This is a genomic window from Rivibacter subsaxonicus (genome assembly GCF_004217215.1).
GTDB classification, from domain to species: domain Bacteria; phylum Pseudomonadota; class Gammaproteobacteria; order Burkholderiales; family Burkholderiaceae_C; genus Rivibacter; species Rivibacter subsaxonicus.
This window is the reverse complement of record NZ_SHKP01000006.1, coordinates 207176-222762: the sequence shown is the minus strand read 5'-3', so window position 1 is coordinate 222762 and position 15587 is coordinate 207176. Positions and strand designations below refer to the sequence as shown.

The following is a 15587-nucleotide window of genomic DNA, read 5'->3' as shown; positions in this document are numbered from 1 at the left end:
CCGAAAGGGGCCTCACGGCAGCAGGACCGCTCGGCCGGGTTTGCCCGCCGACACATGGTCGAACGCGGCGATGGCGTTGTCGAAGGGCACAGCGACGCCGACCAGCAGCGAGAGCCTTCGGGCTCGAACGCCTTCGGCGAGCGCCTCGAGGGCCTCTCGATCGGGCTTGAAGATGGTCCAGGCATAGCGGGCCTGCGGTGCGCGCGAAGCGACGATGGCGCGGATCCGGCTCCGGTCGCGACGGCTGGCCCACGCCCCGCCCAGCCATCCCAGCCGGTCGAAGTTGGTGAGCAAGGGGTGCACCGTGGTCGCCTGGCCCATCGCTCGCGGGCCGAGGCGCGATGCCAGGAGGGCATCGTCGTCCCAGTTCGCGAAGTTCAGCACCACGTCGAAGTCCGCGGGCAGCGAAGGGATGCAGGTCGGGCCGTGCTCGACGGCCACTTCGGCTCCGAGCTCCAGGCCGGCTCGGCGCTGACCCTTGCCGCAGATCGCGGTGATGCGGCTGCCCCAGGGGAGGAGCACCTGCATGGCCAGGCGGCCCAGGCCACCGTTGGCGCCGTTGATCAACACGCGGGCGCCGCGCGCGTTGCCAGGGCTGATCCCGGTCGAGCGCAGCGCGAGCCACATCGTCGTGAACGAATAGGGCAACGCCGCCAAGGCGGTCGGATCGGCGTGGTCCGGCGCGGGCAGCAGGAAGTCCTGCGGCACGACGACGTGCGACGCATGCGCGCCACCGGCGCGGCCCGTGCCCAGCAGGCCGTACACGCGCTGCCCAAGCGCAAAGCGATTCACACCGGCCCCGAAGGATTCAACGACACCGGCAACGTCGTTGCCGAGCACGAGCGGGAAGCGCGCCGCGCCCTTGAGCCCCAGCAGGCGACGGCCATAGCCGGTCGCGCGCTTGGCATCGATCGGATTGACCGAGGTGGCTTGCACGCGCACCAGCACCTCACCGGTGCCGGGACGGGGCAGATCGACGCTGCGCGTGGCCAGGCGCGGCGGCGCGGCGGCCTCGGTGAACACCAGTTCATGCCGCACGCTTGGCTCCCTGCATGTGGTGGGCCGGCGTCGGCAATGTCGCCACGCGCGCCGATGCAGACGCTGGTGCGGGCGGCGCGACGAACTCGAGCGCTCGACGCAGCATCGCCTCGACCTTGGACACAGGCCCCTCGGCCAGCACGCAACGGTCGGGCCGGACGATCGCGACCCAGCCGAGTGGCACCCGGCGTGGCAGCAGAGCCTCATCGAGTGCCTCCAGCCGCCGCGCCGGCGGGGCGAGGTGTTGGGCCTGCGATCGCTGGCACCACTGCCACACCAGTCCACCTGCAGCCTGCCAGCGCTGCAGCAACTCGGCAGGCAGGCTGGCCGACGGATCCACGCCGAAACCGATCAGCCCCCATTGCGGGCCTAGCGCGTCGTCGCTGAGCACCGGCCCGCCGCCGGTGGCCGGCCGGACCCAGCCTTGCGGCAGCATGGCCCCGCCGCGCAGCCGCTCGCTGCCGCGTACGCGCCAGAACAGGCCTTCGTCGAAGCTGTTCTGTGGCTTGACCTTCAGGTCCTCGAACAGCGCGCGGCCGGACGGCAGCAGGCGCAGCAGGCTCATCAACCCATGCACGCCGAACGCGACGCCGCGGTTCTGCGGCATCACGAGGGCACCGAGCATGAGCGCCAGACGGATGATCTTCCTGGCGTGCGGCCTTCGCTCGGTGTCGTAGCTGTCGAGCACATGCTCGCCGGCCTGGCCGCGCACGACCCAGGCGAGCTTCCAGGCCAGATTGGCCGCATCGCGCAGGCCCGCGACCAGGCCCTGGCCCGCGAAAGGCGGCGTGATGTGCGCCGCGTCGCCGGCAAGGAAGCAGCGACCCTTGGAGAACTGCTTCGCCTCGCGCGCATGGAAGCGGTAGACCGCCGTGCGTTCGATGCGGATGTGCCGGGTGTCGCACCACGGCGCGAGCAGTTGGCGTACCGACTCCGGCCGTTCCATCTCCTTAGGCTTCTCGCCGGGGCGCAGCATGAACTCCCAGCGCTGCCGCCCGCCGGGTGCCACCATGCGCGGCGTCGGACGCCTCGGGTCGCAGATGAACTCGACATGGTCGATCGGGACCGGCACGTCGAGCGCGTCGACGATCAGCCAATCCTGCTGGAAGCTTCGGCCTTCGAAGTCCAGACCCAGCGTGCGCCGTACCAGTGAATTCGCACCGTCGGTGCCGACGAGGTAGCGCGCGCGCACCTGGGTCTCTTGGCCGGCAGCGTCCTTCAGGCGAGCCTGAACGGATTGGCCATCGTCGACGAATCCCTCCAGATCGACTCCGAGTCGCACTTCGACACCGGGGTATTGCGCGAGCCTGGCGCGCAGCAGGCGCTCGAGCTCGGGCTGGTAGAAGGTGACGAGCGCGGGATGGCCGTCGATGATGCCGGCGCTGTTGATGCGGGCGAAGCGGCCGAACAGCGGGGAGCGGTACTGCACCTGAGGAATGGCGACGGTCTCGAATTCGCCATCGCGCACGCCGGCCAGCTGGAGGATCCGCAGCGCCTCGTTGTCGAGCGCGATAGCGCGCGGCTTCTCGAAGATGGCGGTCGCCTTGTCGATGGCCAGTACGCGCACGCCATAGCGGCCGAGCAGGTTGGCCAGCGCGGCGCCGACCGGGCCGAGGCCGACCAGCAGTATGTCGGTATCGAACTGCGGCACCGTGGCGTGGGAGGTTGATGCGTTCATGGTGCGGTGATGGAGGTCGACTGTTCGCCGAGGTCGATGGCCCCGTCATCGGTGCGGATCGACGCGCTGATGCGGTCGCCCGGGCGCAGGTATGCCGGGTTCGAGCGCCCCTTGCGGATGAACATCCGCCACTTCGCGGCATCGCTCATCAGGTGCTTGAGGATGAACATCGCCAGCTTGCCGGGCGCGCGGGCGGCGCAGCCAGCGGGTGTGCCGGTGGCGATCAGGTCGCCAGGATGCAGGTCCTGCAGTGCCGCGAGTTCGGTGAGGGTGGCAGCCGGGCCGTGGATCATGTCGGCGCAGTAGGCGTCCTGCCGCGTCTGGCCATTGACCGCCAGGCGCATGTGCAGCTCGGGCCAGCGCGCCCATTCCTGCGCGGTCAGCAGCACCAGCGCGGGCCCGACGGGGCCGAAGCCGCGATAGCTCTTGCCCTTGTAGAACTGGCCCTGCGGCAGTTGCACGTCACGCGCCGACAGGTCGTTGACGATCGTCACTCCCGCCAGCCACTGCGGCAGGTCGTCGCCGCCGACCTGCGTGCCGGCCGGCACGGGCCTGCGCAATACCAGGCCAAGCTCGATCTCGTAGTCGAGCAGTTGCACATGCGCGGGCCGGGCCACCGGTGCGTCCGCCGCCGTGATGCAGGAAGGCGCCTTGGTGAAGATCGTGTTGAATGGGAAGTCTTCGACGCGCAGGCCCGACTCGCCAATGTGGCTGCGGTAGTTGACGCCCTGACAGATGAACTGCTGGTGCTGGGTCACCGGCGAAAGCAGCGCCACGCGCTCGAACGGCACGACGGCCTGGGCAGGTTCGACGGACCAGAGCAGATCCCAATGGCCGGACAGCAACTCGCCGGTGCTGGCTGCGTCGACATCCAGGGGGGCGATGTGGCTTCCGAACTGAACGCCCCATCGGGGCGTGCCGCCTTCGGCGTAGCGAATGATCGTGCGTGACATGTTTTGCTTCTCGGGTGTGAGTCAGAGCCAGGGCCGCGCCGGCGCATCGAGTGCCGCGCTCAGGAGCTTCAGGCGCTGCGGAGTGATTGCCTTGCGGCGAACGAGCTTGAGCACGTGCAGCAGCGTGCGCAGGCTCTTCCTGGGCTTCATCGAGGCCGGCGCGTCGTCGCCCCAGGCCCAGATGCCGCCAAATTCGAGCGGCGAGTAGGCGGTCTCGACATCGGCGGTGAAGACGTCGCCGTCGGTGTAGTGCTCGTATTCGAAGCCGTCGGGGTCGAGCCAGTAGTCGAAGAGCTGGCTGCCGAGCAGGTGGCGACCGATGCCCCACATGTGCCGGTGGCCCTGGGCGCGCAGCACCTGCTGGCCTTGTCCCAGCGCATCCAGGTCCAGCACCTCGTAGGCGCTGTGCTCGACCTTCTCCTCGATGCCGCCGACGATCACGAGCGTGTGGTGGTCGGCCGGCTGACGGCCCAGATCGAGGCGGCAGAACGCAAGGCTTGGACTGCCGTCGGCGAGGTACTGCACGTCGGTCGGGATCAGCCCGAGCACGCGCAGGTACCAGTCGGCCATGCGCGCGAAGTCCACCGTCTGCAGGACCATGTGGCCGAGCCGCACGATGCGCGCCGGCTCGATGGGCGTGCGCACCGTGCGATTCACGCGGCGCGTGTCTTGTGCCGTGTTCGTGCTCGGCGTGACGGTCTCGCGCAGCGGCAGCGGCTCGACGCGCCGCTGGTCCTGCAGCAGCCAGACACTGCGGCCGCTGGGGTCGAACAGCTCCACGCCGCGGCCGCCCGCAGGCAGACGTTCGGGCGCCAGCCAGCGCGCCCCCATCTGCTCCACATAGCGCTGCAGCTCGGTGTCGGCCGACATCATGAACGCGGGGCCGACGAATCGATCCTGGCGCCCGAACTCCGCGATTGCGATGCAGGGAGCCGTCCCCGCACCCCGGGCCACGAGGCGCTGGGGCGTGGCGCTGACGATGTGAAAGCCGAAGTCGCGCCAGAAGCCTTCGGTGGGCGCCAGCCGGCGCTTCTCCCAGCGCAGGAAGGCCAGCTCGACGGCGCGCCCGAGGGCGGGCGGCCGGTGCAGTGGCTGGACCTCTGCGGGCAGCCGGCTTTCCGGTGTCGACTCGGGCTGCCGAAGCACTGCGGTGGCGCCTTTCACGGGTCGGACTCCTCTCAGAACTTGTAGTGGTAGCCGAGCAGGAGCATCTGGACCTTGCTCGTCAGGGAGGTGCCAGCGCTGGCGCCGGTACCGGTCAGCGTGGTGCGCGGATTCAGCTCGTAGCCGAGGTTCAGCTCCGAGCGCGGATCGACACGCCAGCTCAGACCCGCGGTGTAGGCCTGCTCGTGGATCGAGGGCACGAGCAGGTTCTGCACGGTTCGAGACGAGTCGATCTGGCTGCGGTTGTGGCTGTAGCCGGCACGTAGAGTCCAACGCTCGTCGAGCAGCCACGACGCGCCGAAGCGCAGCACAGGCTGGTTCTTCCACGCGAAGCCGTTCGGGTCCTGCATCGCCTTGATCTCGCCCCACAGGATGCGCAGCCAGTCGGCGGCCAAGGTGAGCCGCTCGGTGGGCTGCCAGGCGACGCCGACGCCGTACTGAGCCGGCACGTCGAGGCGTCCGTCGCTGTAGGCCAGCAGATCCTGCTCATAGCCGTCGAGCCCACTCATGCGGACGCGGGACTTCAGGTTGGCACCGAAGGACCATTCGGCTGTCGGCTTCCACAGCACGCCGGCGCGAAGGCCGACGCCGGCCGCCGACTGCCGGCCGTGACTTGGCAGCGGCAACAGGCCGCCGGGCACCGGAGCCGGGACGATCACGCCGTCGGCCTCGAACTGCTGGTACGCCAGCGTGAGCCCCACGCCCAGTGCCAGCTCGGGCGTGGGCTTCCAGGCCATCGTGGGAATGAACTCGGCCACGCGAAGCGTCGTCTTCGCCGTTCCTGCTCCTGGCACCGGCAGCGCGGGCTGACCGTAGTCGGAGCCCGCGCCGGCGCCAGCAATGCTGATCCCGACGGTGAACCCGTTGTCCAGCTGCCAGACCAAGCCGCCTTCGGGAGCAAGTTCGGTCTGGCTGTTCTCGAGATGGTTTCCGGGCAGCACATAGTCCGCGGACGACTGCCCGCGAAACACCTGCAGCCCGAAGGTCGTGGATGACGGCACGAAGGCCATGCCCGCGGGGTTGTTCGCCGCGGCCACGGCGTCGAGCGGCAGCGCGATCGAGGCGCCACCCATCGACGCGTTCTTGGTCCCATTGCCACCGGGCAGCGCGCCGTTGACCGCAAGCGCGCCGCCGTGGAAGGCGACGCCGGAGAGGGCCAGGACAACGTGAGGGAGTCGGAGACAGCCGCGCATGGTGTGGTCTTTCGAGCAAGAAGCCGTGGCTTCGATTGACTTCATGATGACATCTTTGTCATCATGACACAATCGTCGTTTTCACCTACCCAGTGCGCTGGGCACAATCGAGCAATGCAAACCCAAGATCACCGCCAGCGAGTCGCAGCCGAGCGCCGCGAACGCATGCGCTCCCGCCTGCTCGCGAGTGCGATGAGGCTGGTCGCTCAGAAGGGCCCGGCGGCAACATCGATCGACGATGTGATCTCGGCCGCCGAGGTGTCGCGCGGTACGTTCTACAAGTACTTTCCGTCGCCGGACGCGCTGGTCCGCGAGCTCGCCATCGCGATCGCCAACGAACTGATCGAGATGGCCGAGCCCGTGGTGCAGAGCTACGACGATCCGGCCGAACGGGTTTCGAGTGGCATGCGCCTGGTGTCCCGCCTGGCCATCGACCACCCGCTGGCCGCCACCTTCCTGGTGCGCCTCGGGTGGCCCGACGCGCGCGGCCCGAACATGCTGCTCGACTTCGTGAAGCGCGACCTGAGCGAGGGCATCCGCCAGGGGCGCTTTGCCCGCATGCCGATTGCCTTGGCGCTGAACGTCGTGACCGGAGCGGTGCTCGGCGCCACGCATTGCATGCTCGAGCCGGAATGTGAGAGCGACTTCGCCGAGCAGAGTGCCGCCGCCGCGCTGCGCGGGCTGGGTCTGGACGCGAAGAGCGCCGAGCGCATCGCCTATAGCCCTTTGAAGCCGGTCGAGATCCTGGCGCATGGTTTGCTGATCGAGACCTCGGAGGTCGCGGCAAAGGCCGTCGCGAAGACGGCTCGCAATGGGGTACGGCGCGGAACGCTCGGCTGAGGCCGATGGCGCGGTCACGGAGGCAAGACGCCCATCCGACGCCCAGCGATAATCTGTTCAGGCCTTAACGCACGGCGCAACGCGTGGCACGCTCCCAGTCCACCCCGAATCCTGTTCGGGTCCGCTTCGACGAGTTCGACCTCGATGAGGCGAATGCCTGCCTGCTGTGCAACGGCAAGGCCGTCGCGCTCGCGCCCACGCCCTTCAACCTCCTGTGTGAACTGGCGCGCCAGCCGGGCACGCTGCTCACGAAGGACGCACTGCTCGACGCGGTGTGGGGCCACCAGTTCGTCTCCGAATCGGTGCTCAAGACCGCCATCAGTGACCTGCGCACAGTGCTCGTTGACAACCCTCGCGAGCCGCGGTTCATCGAAACCGTGTCGCGGCGCGGCTACCGCTTCATTGCGGTGCCGGCCTCTGCGCCCGCGGCACCGCCCGTCGCCACCACGGTGGCGGCGGCAGGCCCGCAGCCATCGCCGTCGTTCATCGGCCGCGCGGACGCCATCGCCCGGTTGCAGCAGGCGTGGGACCAGGCCTGCAGCGGCAAGCGCGCGGTGGTCTGGGTCGCCGGCGAGCCGGGCATCGGCAAGACCACGCTGATCGAGCACTTCGTCGCCAGTCTCGGGGGTATCGCCTGCGCACGCGGTCAGTGCGTTGAGCACTACGGCCCGGGCGAGCCGTACCTGCCAGTGCTGGAAGCGCTGGCCGAGCTGTGTCGCGGGGACCGCACACTGCCGGCGCTGCTGCGCAGCGTGGCACCGACCTGGCTGTTGCAGCTGCCCTGGCTGAGCACGGCGGAGGAACGCGACGTGCTGCGGCGCGAGCTAACCGGCGTGGGCCCCGACCGCATGCTGCGCGAGATGGGCGAGCTGCTCGACCGCTATACCGAGCAGCGTCCGCTGCTACTTGTGACCGAAGATCTGCACTGGAGCGACCGGGCGACGCTCCAGCTGATCGACTATGTCGCGCGGCGGCGCCCCCCCGCGCGCCTGATGTGGCTGTCGAGCTTTCGGCTGGCCGAGGTGATCGCGCTGGACCATCCACTCACCCCGCTGCGGCACGAGCTGCGCCTGCAGCGCTTGTGCCAGGAGGTGGTGCTCGACCCGTTCTCGGAGATCGAGGTCGCCGATTGCGTCGCGCAACATTCGGCCACGCTCGCGCGCGACGAGGCATTCGTGCGTGCGCTGCACGAGCGCACAGACGGCGTGCCGCTGTTCGTCTCGTCGGTCATCACGGAGGTGATGGAACGCGCGGCGGACGAGGCGACAGCAGAGGGACGGCTTGCGGCCATGGCCGTGCCGGAAAACCTGGCGGCCATCATCGACCACTACATCGCCAGGCTGGACAACGAGTCGCGCGCCCTGCTGGCGGCGGCGGCCGTCTGCGGGGTCGAGTTCCGCGTCGACACGGTGGCGCTGGCGCTGGAGCGCGAGGTCGCATCGGTGGCCGATGCCTGCGAGATGCTGGTGCGCGAGCAAGTGTGGCTCAGCTCGCCGCGTGCTGGCGAGGGTAACGAGGCACGCGAGCCGCCCTACGGGTTCCGGCACGCGCTGTTCCGTCAGGTGCTGTACGACCGCACCGCGCCCTCGGCCCGCGCTCACCTGCACCGCAAGGTCGGCGCGGCCCTGGAACGGGAGCGCTCGGCCGGCGTGCCGGTGACCGCAGCGGTGTTGGCGATGCACTTCGACCGCGCGCGGCAGCCGATAACCGCACTGCGCTATTACGCAGATGCGGCTGAAGCGGCGCTGCTGCACTTCAGCCCGGCCTCGGCCCTCGGCCTCACCGAGCGCGCCTCGGCGCTCCTCCAGCAGGCGCCGGAGGGGGAAGAGCGCGACGCGCTCGAGATCGCGATCGCTACGTTTCATGGCGTGTCGGCCTTCCAATCGCTCGGTGTCGGCATCGAAGCGAGGGACGCATTCGAGCGCGCGTACGTGCTGCTGCAACGCAGGCCTGGGCACGCGATGCGCGGGCGGCTGCTGCACGGCTTCGGCTACGTGCTGAGCCTGCGTGGCGAGTATGCGCAGGCGCTGGCGGTAGCACAGCACGCCGAGGCGCGCTCGTCGGGATCGAACGATCCGGCGCTGATGCTGGCGGCGTGCATCGTGAACGGCGAGGTGCACCAGCTGCAGGGCCGGCCGCAGGCGGCGCTCGCATGGATCGAGCGCGGGCTCATCACCGCCGAGCCGCTCGACCTCGCGGCCGGGGAGATTTTCGTCGCCGATCCGCAGGTGACGTTGCTCGGGATGTTGGTCATCGAGCTCGTGCACCGCGGCCTGATCGAGCAAGCGCGGGCGCATTTGCAGCGCTCGCACGAGCGCGCGCGCGCGCTGCGGCAGCCGATGACGCAGTTGGTGGCTACCTGGCATGAGGCGCTGTTCGAGGTGCGCCTGGGCAACGCCGAGCGGGTCGCGGCCCTGGCCGAGGAGATGCAGGCGCTGGTCGACGAGTTCTCCCTTGCGCAGGGCCGGATGGCGTGCCGCTGGTACCGCGGCTGGGCGCAGGCCTGGAACGGAGCACCGCTCGAGGGCTACGGTCAGATCCACGAGGCTTGCGAAGAGAACGCCCGGCTCGGCATGCGCTCCGGCACCAGCGAGGTGTTGGGCTATGCAGCGCAGGCCCTGCTGCTGGCCGGCGATTCCGATGCGGCGCAAGTCCAGCTCCAGGAAGCGCGGCAGGCCGCGGACGAACTGGCCGAGCGCGTGTACCTGCCGCAGCTGTGGCTGTTGGAGGCGGCGATCGCCCGTGCGCAGGGCCGGGCAGACGCCGGGGCCGCCTCGGTGCGGCGCGCGATCGACGAGGCAAGGGCGCAGCAAGCGCCCTGGCTCGAACTGCTCGCGCTGGTGGACCTTTGCGAGCACCACGACGCGGCGGACGCCGAGCGCAGCGCCCTCGCCCATCTCGTCGGCCGACTGCCCGAAGCGGGCGACACGACGCCGGTGCGGCGCGCGCGGTCCATCCTGCAACCCGCGAAACCAGCCTGAGGCCTGGCGAGGCGATGGCTCGGCCGCGGGGGTATGCGTGCCCGCGGCCGCGCGACGTTGCAGGTGTGCCTGAGCTTCGGCTCCGATCGACGTGCGGTTGCGCGCGATCCGGCTGACCAAAAGGCTACGGAACGGCGACCGGATCACGACCACTGTCGCCGTCCCGCGACCTACGCTTGTCTTACCCGATGCATGGAACGACGAGCCGACCATGAAAGACCACGACAAAGCACCTCCCGCCTTCGTGCTGCGCTTTGACCCGCTGTTCGGCGTCGGCCGTGCACTCAGCTTCCCATGCGATGCCGCCGGCAGGGTCGATCTGGACGATCTTCCAGAGCGAGCACGCTGCAACTACTTCTATGCCCGCGCCGCGATCGGACGGCAATTCGTCATGCCGGCCGTTCAGCCCGGCGCGGTCGAATGACCGCGGACGCGGACTCAGTGCGAAGTCACTGGTGAGCCTTCGGCGCCGGCGCCGCGGCAGTCGAGCTGGCCTTGACGGGGAAGGTGTCGAAGATCGCCGCGACAGCCTTCTCGGCGGCGGTGCCCGCGTCGCGCAGCATGGCCGGGGTCACCCGGCCTTCGGCCACACCGTGCCAGATCACCTGCCGCCGACGCGGATCGATCAGATCGATGGCCATGCGGCCCAGGCGGTAGTCCTCGGTCCCGACCCTCTCCCCACCGGGAACGTTTCCGGGCGTTGCGCGCTGGCCCGGCTGATCTTCCACAACCGCTGCGATGTTCACCAACAGGTCCGGAGCCCGCTCATCGAAGGCGTAGCCGCGGCGCTCCATCTGGCTGCGTGCGGCGGCGAGAAAGCGCCGATCGATCAGAGATGGATTGCCATTCGCCCGGACGAAGGCGAAGGTGCGGTAAGAATGGAAGTCGACATCCGGATCCGCGACGCGGGAGATGGAGGGCTTGGATGCGCAGCCTGCCAGCGCGAGGGCGGCCAGGCCGAGCAGAAACGATCGGCGAAAGGTCATCATGGTTGTTCTCCTTGGGGTTGGATGGGCGTGAAGGTGGCTGTACCGCGGTGCGGTACAGGGTGTGGGAACGGGGGCAGCGGGTGGTCTTGTCGCTGCGAGCGCCATCGGCGTCTATCAGATCGGCATCGTGCCCACGGTCTCGGGCACGTGGAGCTCGGCTTCGGTCGCCGCGAGGACCTGCTCGACCGTCACGCCGGGCGCCGTCTCCAGCAAGGTGGCGCGGCCGCCGGCGAAGCCGATCACCGCCAGCTCCGTGACGACGAGATCGACCGGGCGCACCGAGGTGAGCGGCAGGCTGCACGTGCGCACGAGCTTCGACTGACCCTTCGCGGTGTGCTGCATCGCAACCACGACGCGCCTGGCGCCGGCGACCAGATCCATCGCGCCGCCCATGCCCGGCACCATCTTGCCGGGGATCATCCAGTTGGCGAGCAGCCCGTGTTCGTCGACCTGCAGGCCGCCGAGCACGGTCATGTCGAGGTGCCCGCCGCGAATCAGGCCGAAGGACATCGCGCTGTCGAAAGCGCAGGCACCGGGCAGGGCCGAGACCGGCCGCCCCGCCGCATCGGTGAGTCGTGCCTGGGCCAAGCCCTCCTGCGGGACAGGGCCGGTACCGATCAGTCCGTTCTCCGATTGGAAGTAGATGTGCATGCCGGCCGGCACGTGGTTGGCGACCAGCGTCGGGATGCCGATGCCGAGGTTGACCAGCATGCCCGGCCGCAGCTCTTGGGCGATGCGCTTTGCAATGAGGGTCTGGGCGTCCATGGCGTCACTTGCTCGCGATCAGATAGTCGACGACCGGCGCGGGCGTCATCACATGGTCGGGTGCGATGACGCCGACCGGGACGATGTTCTCGGCCTCGACGATCACCGTGTCGGCCGCCATCGCGATGACCGGATTGAAGTTGCGCGCGGTCAGGGCGTATTGCAGGTTGCCGATGTAGTCGGCGAGGAAGGACTGCACCAGCGCGAAGTCGGCGCGAAGCGCGGTCTCGAGGAGGAACGGCCTGCCGTCGACCTGGATGCGCTGCTTGCCCTCTTCGACGACAGTGCCGACGCCGGTGGGCGTGAGAACGCCGCCCAGTCCGAAGCCTGCGGCCCGGATGCGCTCGATCAGCGTGCCCTGCGGCACCAGCTCGACCTCCATCTCGCCGGCCAGCATCTTCTTCTGCGTTTCGGGGTTGAGCCCGATGTGGCTGGCAATGGTCTTGCGGACCAGTCCGGCGCTCACCAGCTTGCCGATGCCGACGCCCGGCAGCGCGTTGTCGTTGGCGATCACGGTGAGGTCGCGCTTGCGCTGGCGCACCAGCTCGTCGATCACGCGTTCGGGCGTTCCCACGCCCATGAACCCGCCAATCATCAGGCGGGCGCCGTCGGGGATCAGCGCCACCGCGTCGTGCAAGGAAATGGTCTTCATGCTGTGGCTCGACCTGCCGGTAACGGCCTTCGAGCGTGATTCGATACGGCGCTCAGCTTAGGCGGCACGCACCTCCGAGTCGTCAGCGAAAGGTCGTTGTTGTCTCGGCGTCGGTCGCGACCGAAGCGCGACCTTTCGCTGACGACTCGCCCGCGGCCGGCCGATAACGTGCCTGTCCATGAACACCACTACCGCTGTGAATCCCGCGCCCGCACTCTCCGGGCCGACGGCAGGCCAGGACGTCTCGACCAAGGTCGCGCAGCTGCTGCAGGCGCGCACGACGACGGCCTTGACGCAGATCAACGAACGCATCCGCGAGGCTTGGCAACAGCAGGCCGCCGGCGCGCCACCGCAGCCCGTCGCGCCGTGGGAGCTGTGGGCCAGCGGCACGCAGTACGCGGTCGACTTCGTCCAGCGTTCGCTGATCTTCTGCGACACGCTGCGCCAGCGCGGCAACATCTTCATCGAGCACGAGCAACAGGGCTTGCCGCCGGTGCTGCACTTCGAGCACGAGATGGTGATGGACGGCCGCACCTTCCAGCAGCCGGTGAACTACGCGCTGCTGCGCATCGTGCCGCCCGAGGGCCTGGCGATCGATGACCGACGCCGGCCCTACGTGATCATCGATCCGCGCGGCGGCCACGGCCCCGGCATCGGCGGCTTCAAGGACGACTCGCAGGTGGGCGTCGCGCTGCGTGCGGGCCACCCGGTGTACTTCGTCATGTTCTTCCGGGATCCCGTACCGGGCCAGACGCTGCTCGATGTCTGCAACGCCGAGCGGGCGTTCGTGAGACACGTGCGCGAGTTGCATCCCGACGCGCCGAAGCCGGCCATCGTCGGCAACTGCCAGGCCGGCTGGGCGGCCATGATGCTGGCCGCCGCCAGCCCCGAGGACACCGGCCCGGTGGTCGTCGTTGGCGCGCCGATGTCGTACTGGGGCGGCGCGTGGCGCGAGGGCGCGGGCGACAACCCGATGCGCTACGCCGGCGGGCTGCTCGGCGGCACCTGGCTGGCATCGCTGACCTCGGACCTCGGCGCAGGCACCTTCGATGGCGCCTGGCTGGTGCAGAACTTCGAGAACCTGAACCCGGCCAACACCTTCTGGGACAAGTACTACCACGTGTTCGCGAACGCCGACACCGAGCCGGCGCGCTTCCTCGAGTTCGAACGCTGGTGGGGCGGCTACTACCTGCTCGACCGCAACGAGATCGAGTGGATCACGCAGAACCTGTTCGTCGGCAACCGGCTGTGGGCCGGCACCGAGCGCTCGGGCGAAGGCGGTGCCTTCGACCTGCGCGACGTGAAGGTGCCGATCGTGCTGTTCGCCTCGCTGGGTGACAACATCACGCCGCCGCAGCAGGCCTTCAACTGGGTCGCCGACGTCTACCGCAGCACGGAAGAGATCAAGCTGCGCGGGCAGGTGATCGTCGGCCTGATGCACGAGGACATCGGCCACCTCGGCATCTTCGTCTCCGGCAAGGTGGCGAAGAAGGAGCACGCGCAGATCGTCTCGGTGCTGCAGTCGATCGAGGCCCTGCCGCCCGGGCTCTACGGCATGCGCATCGAGGAGAGCCATGACGACGCCGGGACGCCGAGTTACGAGGTCAGCTTCGTCGAGCTGCGGCTCGAGGACATCGCCGCGCGGCTCAACCGCTTCGAGCGCGACGACGAGCGGCCCTTCGAGGCGCTGAACGCGGTCTCCGAGTTCAACCAGCGCGCCTACGAGCTGTTCGGCCGGCCGCTGGTGAAGACGCTCGCGAGCGAAGAGGGCGCGCTGCTGCAACGCATCTTCCATCCGCTGCGCTGGCAGCGCTGGGCGGTCTCCGATCTCAATCCGTCCATGTGGTGGCTCGGCCCCGCGGCGCAGCTGACGAAGGCGCAGCGCCAGGCGGTGGCCGCCGACCATCCAGCGCGCCGCGCCGAGGCTACCGCGTCGGCGCTGGTGAGCACCTCGCTCGACGGCTGGCGTGCGATGCGCGATGCGGTGGCCGAAGCGAGTTTCTTCCAGCTCTACGGCAATCTCTATGAGCACTGCGTCGAGCGCGAACCCGCGGGCGCCCCGAACGCGGCGGCGGCGGTGGAATCCGGTCTGGTCCAGGACGCGCTGTCCCGCATCGACCAGGGCGGCTACGCGGAGGCACTGGCCCGCGTCGCCGTGCTGATGGCGCACGACGACGAGCAACTGCCGCTGGCGCGGGTGCAACTCGCGCGTGATCTGCTCGAGGACTACCGCGAGCTGCTGCCCGAGCTGCCGCCGGTCGAGGTGCGCCGCATCGGCGGCGCGCAGGAAGTGATCGTCCGGCATCGGCCCGACCAGGCCGTCGAGACCTTGCCAGCGTTGCTGAGCGCGCCGCAGGACCGCAAACGCCTGCTCACGCTGATCGAGCGCGTGCTCGTCGACAAGCGGGTGCAGAGCATCCGGCCGACCGCGGCGCAGAAGGCGATGCTCGAGCGCATCCGCGCGGTGCTCGCGCCGGCCGCGCCGCAGGAGGCGCGTACGCGCCGCGCGACGCCGGCACGCAAAGCTGCCACCACCAGATAACAGGAGCAACTCATGGACACCCAATCGGAAACACTGCTCGCCGGCCGCAAGGGCCTGATCGTCGGCATCGCCAACCAGCACAGCATCGCCTACGGCTGCGCGCGCATCCTGCGCCGCTGCGGCGCCGAGCTCGCCGTGACCTGGCTCAACGACAAGGCGCGCCCGCACGTGGAGCCGCTCGCCCGCGAGCTGGGAGCGCCGATCGCAATGGCGCTCGACGTCGAGCAGCCAGGCGCCATGGAGGCCGTGTTCGACGAGGTGCGCGAGCGCTGGGGACGGCTCGACTTCGTGTTGCACTCGATCGCGTTCGCGCCCGCCGCCGACCTGCATGGCCGAGTCACCGACACCTCGCGTGAGGGCTTCGCCCGCGCGATGGACGTCTCGTGCCATTCGTTCACGCGCATGGCCCGCCTGGCCGAACCGCTGATGGCGGGTGGCGGCACGCTGCTGACCATGAGCTTCCACGGCGCCGCCGAGGTGGTGCCGCACTACGGCGTGATGGGGCCGGTGAAGGCCGCGCTCGAGTCTTCGGTGCGCTACCTCGCCTCCGAGCTTGGCCCGAGCGGCATCCGCGTGCACGCGGTCTCGCCCGGCCCGATCCGCACCCGCGCCGCATCCGGCATCGCCTCCTTCGACGAGCTGATCGACGACGCCCGTCGCCGCGCCCCGCTCGCGCGCGAGGTCGAGATCGACGACGTCGGCTCGCTGTGCGCGTTCCTCGTCAGCGACGCCGCGCGCGCGATCACCGGCGACGTGCACTACGTCGATGGCGGCTTCCACATCATCGCCTAA

General features: G+C 69.4%; 13 protein-coding genes. 5 read left to right on the top strand and 8 right to left on the bottom strand.

Annotated elements, in window-relative coordinates:
- Positions 1-12: 12 nt before the first annotated feature.
- From EV670_RS10950 to EV670_RS10930, 5 genes are read right to left on the bottom strand one after another with little or no spacing between them, the layout of a single operon-like run.
- Entirely contained in the window at positions 13-1038 is a 1026-nt protein-coding gene (locus EV670_RS10950; protein WP_165393299.1) for an alcohol dehydrogenase catalytic domain-containing protein, read from the bottom strand.
- On the bottom strand, positions 1028-2716 hold the full coding sequence (locus tag EV670_RS10945) for a bifunctional 3-(3-hydroxy-phenyl)propionate/3-hydroxycinnamic acid hydroxylase (RefSeq protein WP_130431966.1): 1689 nt from the start codon (positions 2714-2716) through the stop codon (positions 1028-1030). Before EV670_RS10945 ends, EV670_RS10950 begins: the two co-directional genes overlap by 11 nt.
- Positions 2713-3669 carry a fumarylacetoacetate hydrolase family protein gene (locus EV670_RS10940; protein ID WP_130431964.1) on the bottom strand — a complete coding sequence of 319 codons (957 nt, stop codon included), beginning with the start codon at positions 3667-3669 and terminating at the stop codon, positions 2713-2715. Before EV670_RS10940 ends, EV670_RS10945 begins: the two co-directional genes overlap by 4 nt.
- Before the next feature lie 21 nt (positions 3670-3690).
- Positions 3691-4833: a VOC family protein gene (locus EV670_RS10935; protein ID WP_130431962.1), complete on the bottom strand. Its 1143-nt coding sequence runs from the start codon at positions 4831-4833 to the stop codon at positions 3691-3693.
- 14 nt (positions 4834-4847) lie between these two features.
- Complete coding sequence (locus EV670_RS10930) at positions 4848-6098, bottom strand: OmpP1/FadL family transporter (RefSeq protein ID WP_130431960.1); 1251 nt, start codon at positions 6096-6098, stop codon at positions 4848-4850.
- Between EV670_RS10930 and EV670_RS10925 the strand changes: the two genes are divergently transcribed.
- The 3 genes from EV670_RS10925 (at position 6090) to EV670_RS10915 (ending at position 10271) form a co-directional block, all read left to right on the top strand.
- Entirely contained in the window at positions 6090-6866 is a 777-nt protein-coding gene (locus tag EV670_RS10925) for a TetR/AcrR family transcriptional regulator (protein WP_242616925.1), read from the top strand. The two genes, EV670_RS10930 and EV670_RS10925, sit on opposite strands and share 9 nt — an antisense overlap.
- Positions 6867-6949: 83 nt before the next feature.
- Complete coding sequence (locus EV670_RS10920; protein ID WP_130431958.1) at positions 6950-9847, top strand: AAA family ATPase; 2898 nt, start codon at positions 6950-6952, stop codon at positions 9845-9847.
- 211 nt (positions 9848-10058) lie between these two features.
- Positions 10059-10271, top strand: a complete 213-nt coding sequence (locus EV670_RS10915) for a hypothetical protein (RefSeq protein ID WP_130431956.1) — start codon at positions 10059-10061, stop codon at positions 10269-10271.
- Positions 10272-10296: 25 nt separating this feature from the next.
- On the opposite strand, the gene EV670_RS10910 is transcribed toward EV670_RS10915, so the two are convergent.
- The 3 genes from EV670_RS10910 to EV670_RS10900 form a co-directional block, all read right to left on the bottom strand.
- Positions 10297-10836, bottom strand: coding sequence for a DUF4136 domain-containing protein (locus EV670_RS10910; protein WP_165393298.1), 540 nt, complete (start codon positions 10834-10836; stop codon positions 10297-10299).
- Positions 10837-10950: 114 nt separating this feature from the next.
- A complete protein-coding gene (locus EV670_RS10905) occupies positions 10951-11601 on the bottom strand; it encodes a 3-oxoacid CoA-transferase subunit B (protein ID WP_130431952.1) in 651 nt (216 codons plus the stop codon).
- 4 nt (positions 11602-11605) lie between these two features.
- Positions 11606-12253 carry a CoA transferase subunit A gene (locus EV670_RS10900; protein WP_130431950.1) on the bottom strand — a complete coding sequence of 216 codons (648 nt, stop codon included), beginning with the start codon at positions 12251-12253 and terminating at the stop codon, positions 11606-11608.
- Positions 12254-12431: 178 nt separating this feature from the next.
- On the opposite strand from EV670_RS10900, the gene EV670_RS10895 reads away from it, so the two are divergent.
- The gene (locus EV670_RS10895) at positions 12432-14795 is read left to right on the top strand and encodes a DUF3141 domain-containing protein (protein WP_130431948.1); all 2364 of its coding nucleotides are present in this window, start codon (positions 12432-12434) and stop codon (positions 14793-14795) included.
- Between the two features lie 12 nt (positions 14796-14807).
- The gene (gene fabI, locus EV670_RS10890) at positions 14808-15587 is read left to right on the top strand and encodes an enoyl-ACP reductase FabI (protein WP_130431946.1); all 780 of its coding nucleotides are present in this window, start codon (positions 14808-14810) and stop codon (positions 15585-15587) included.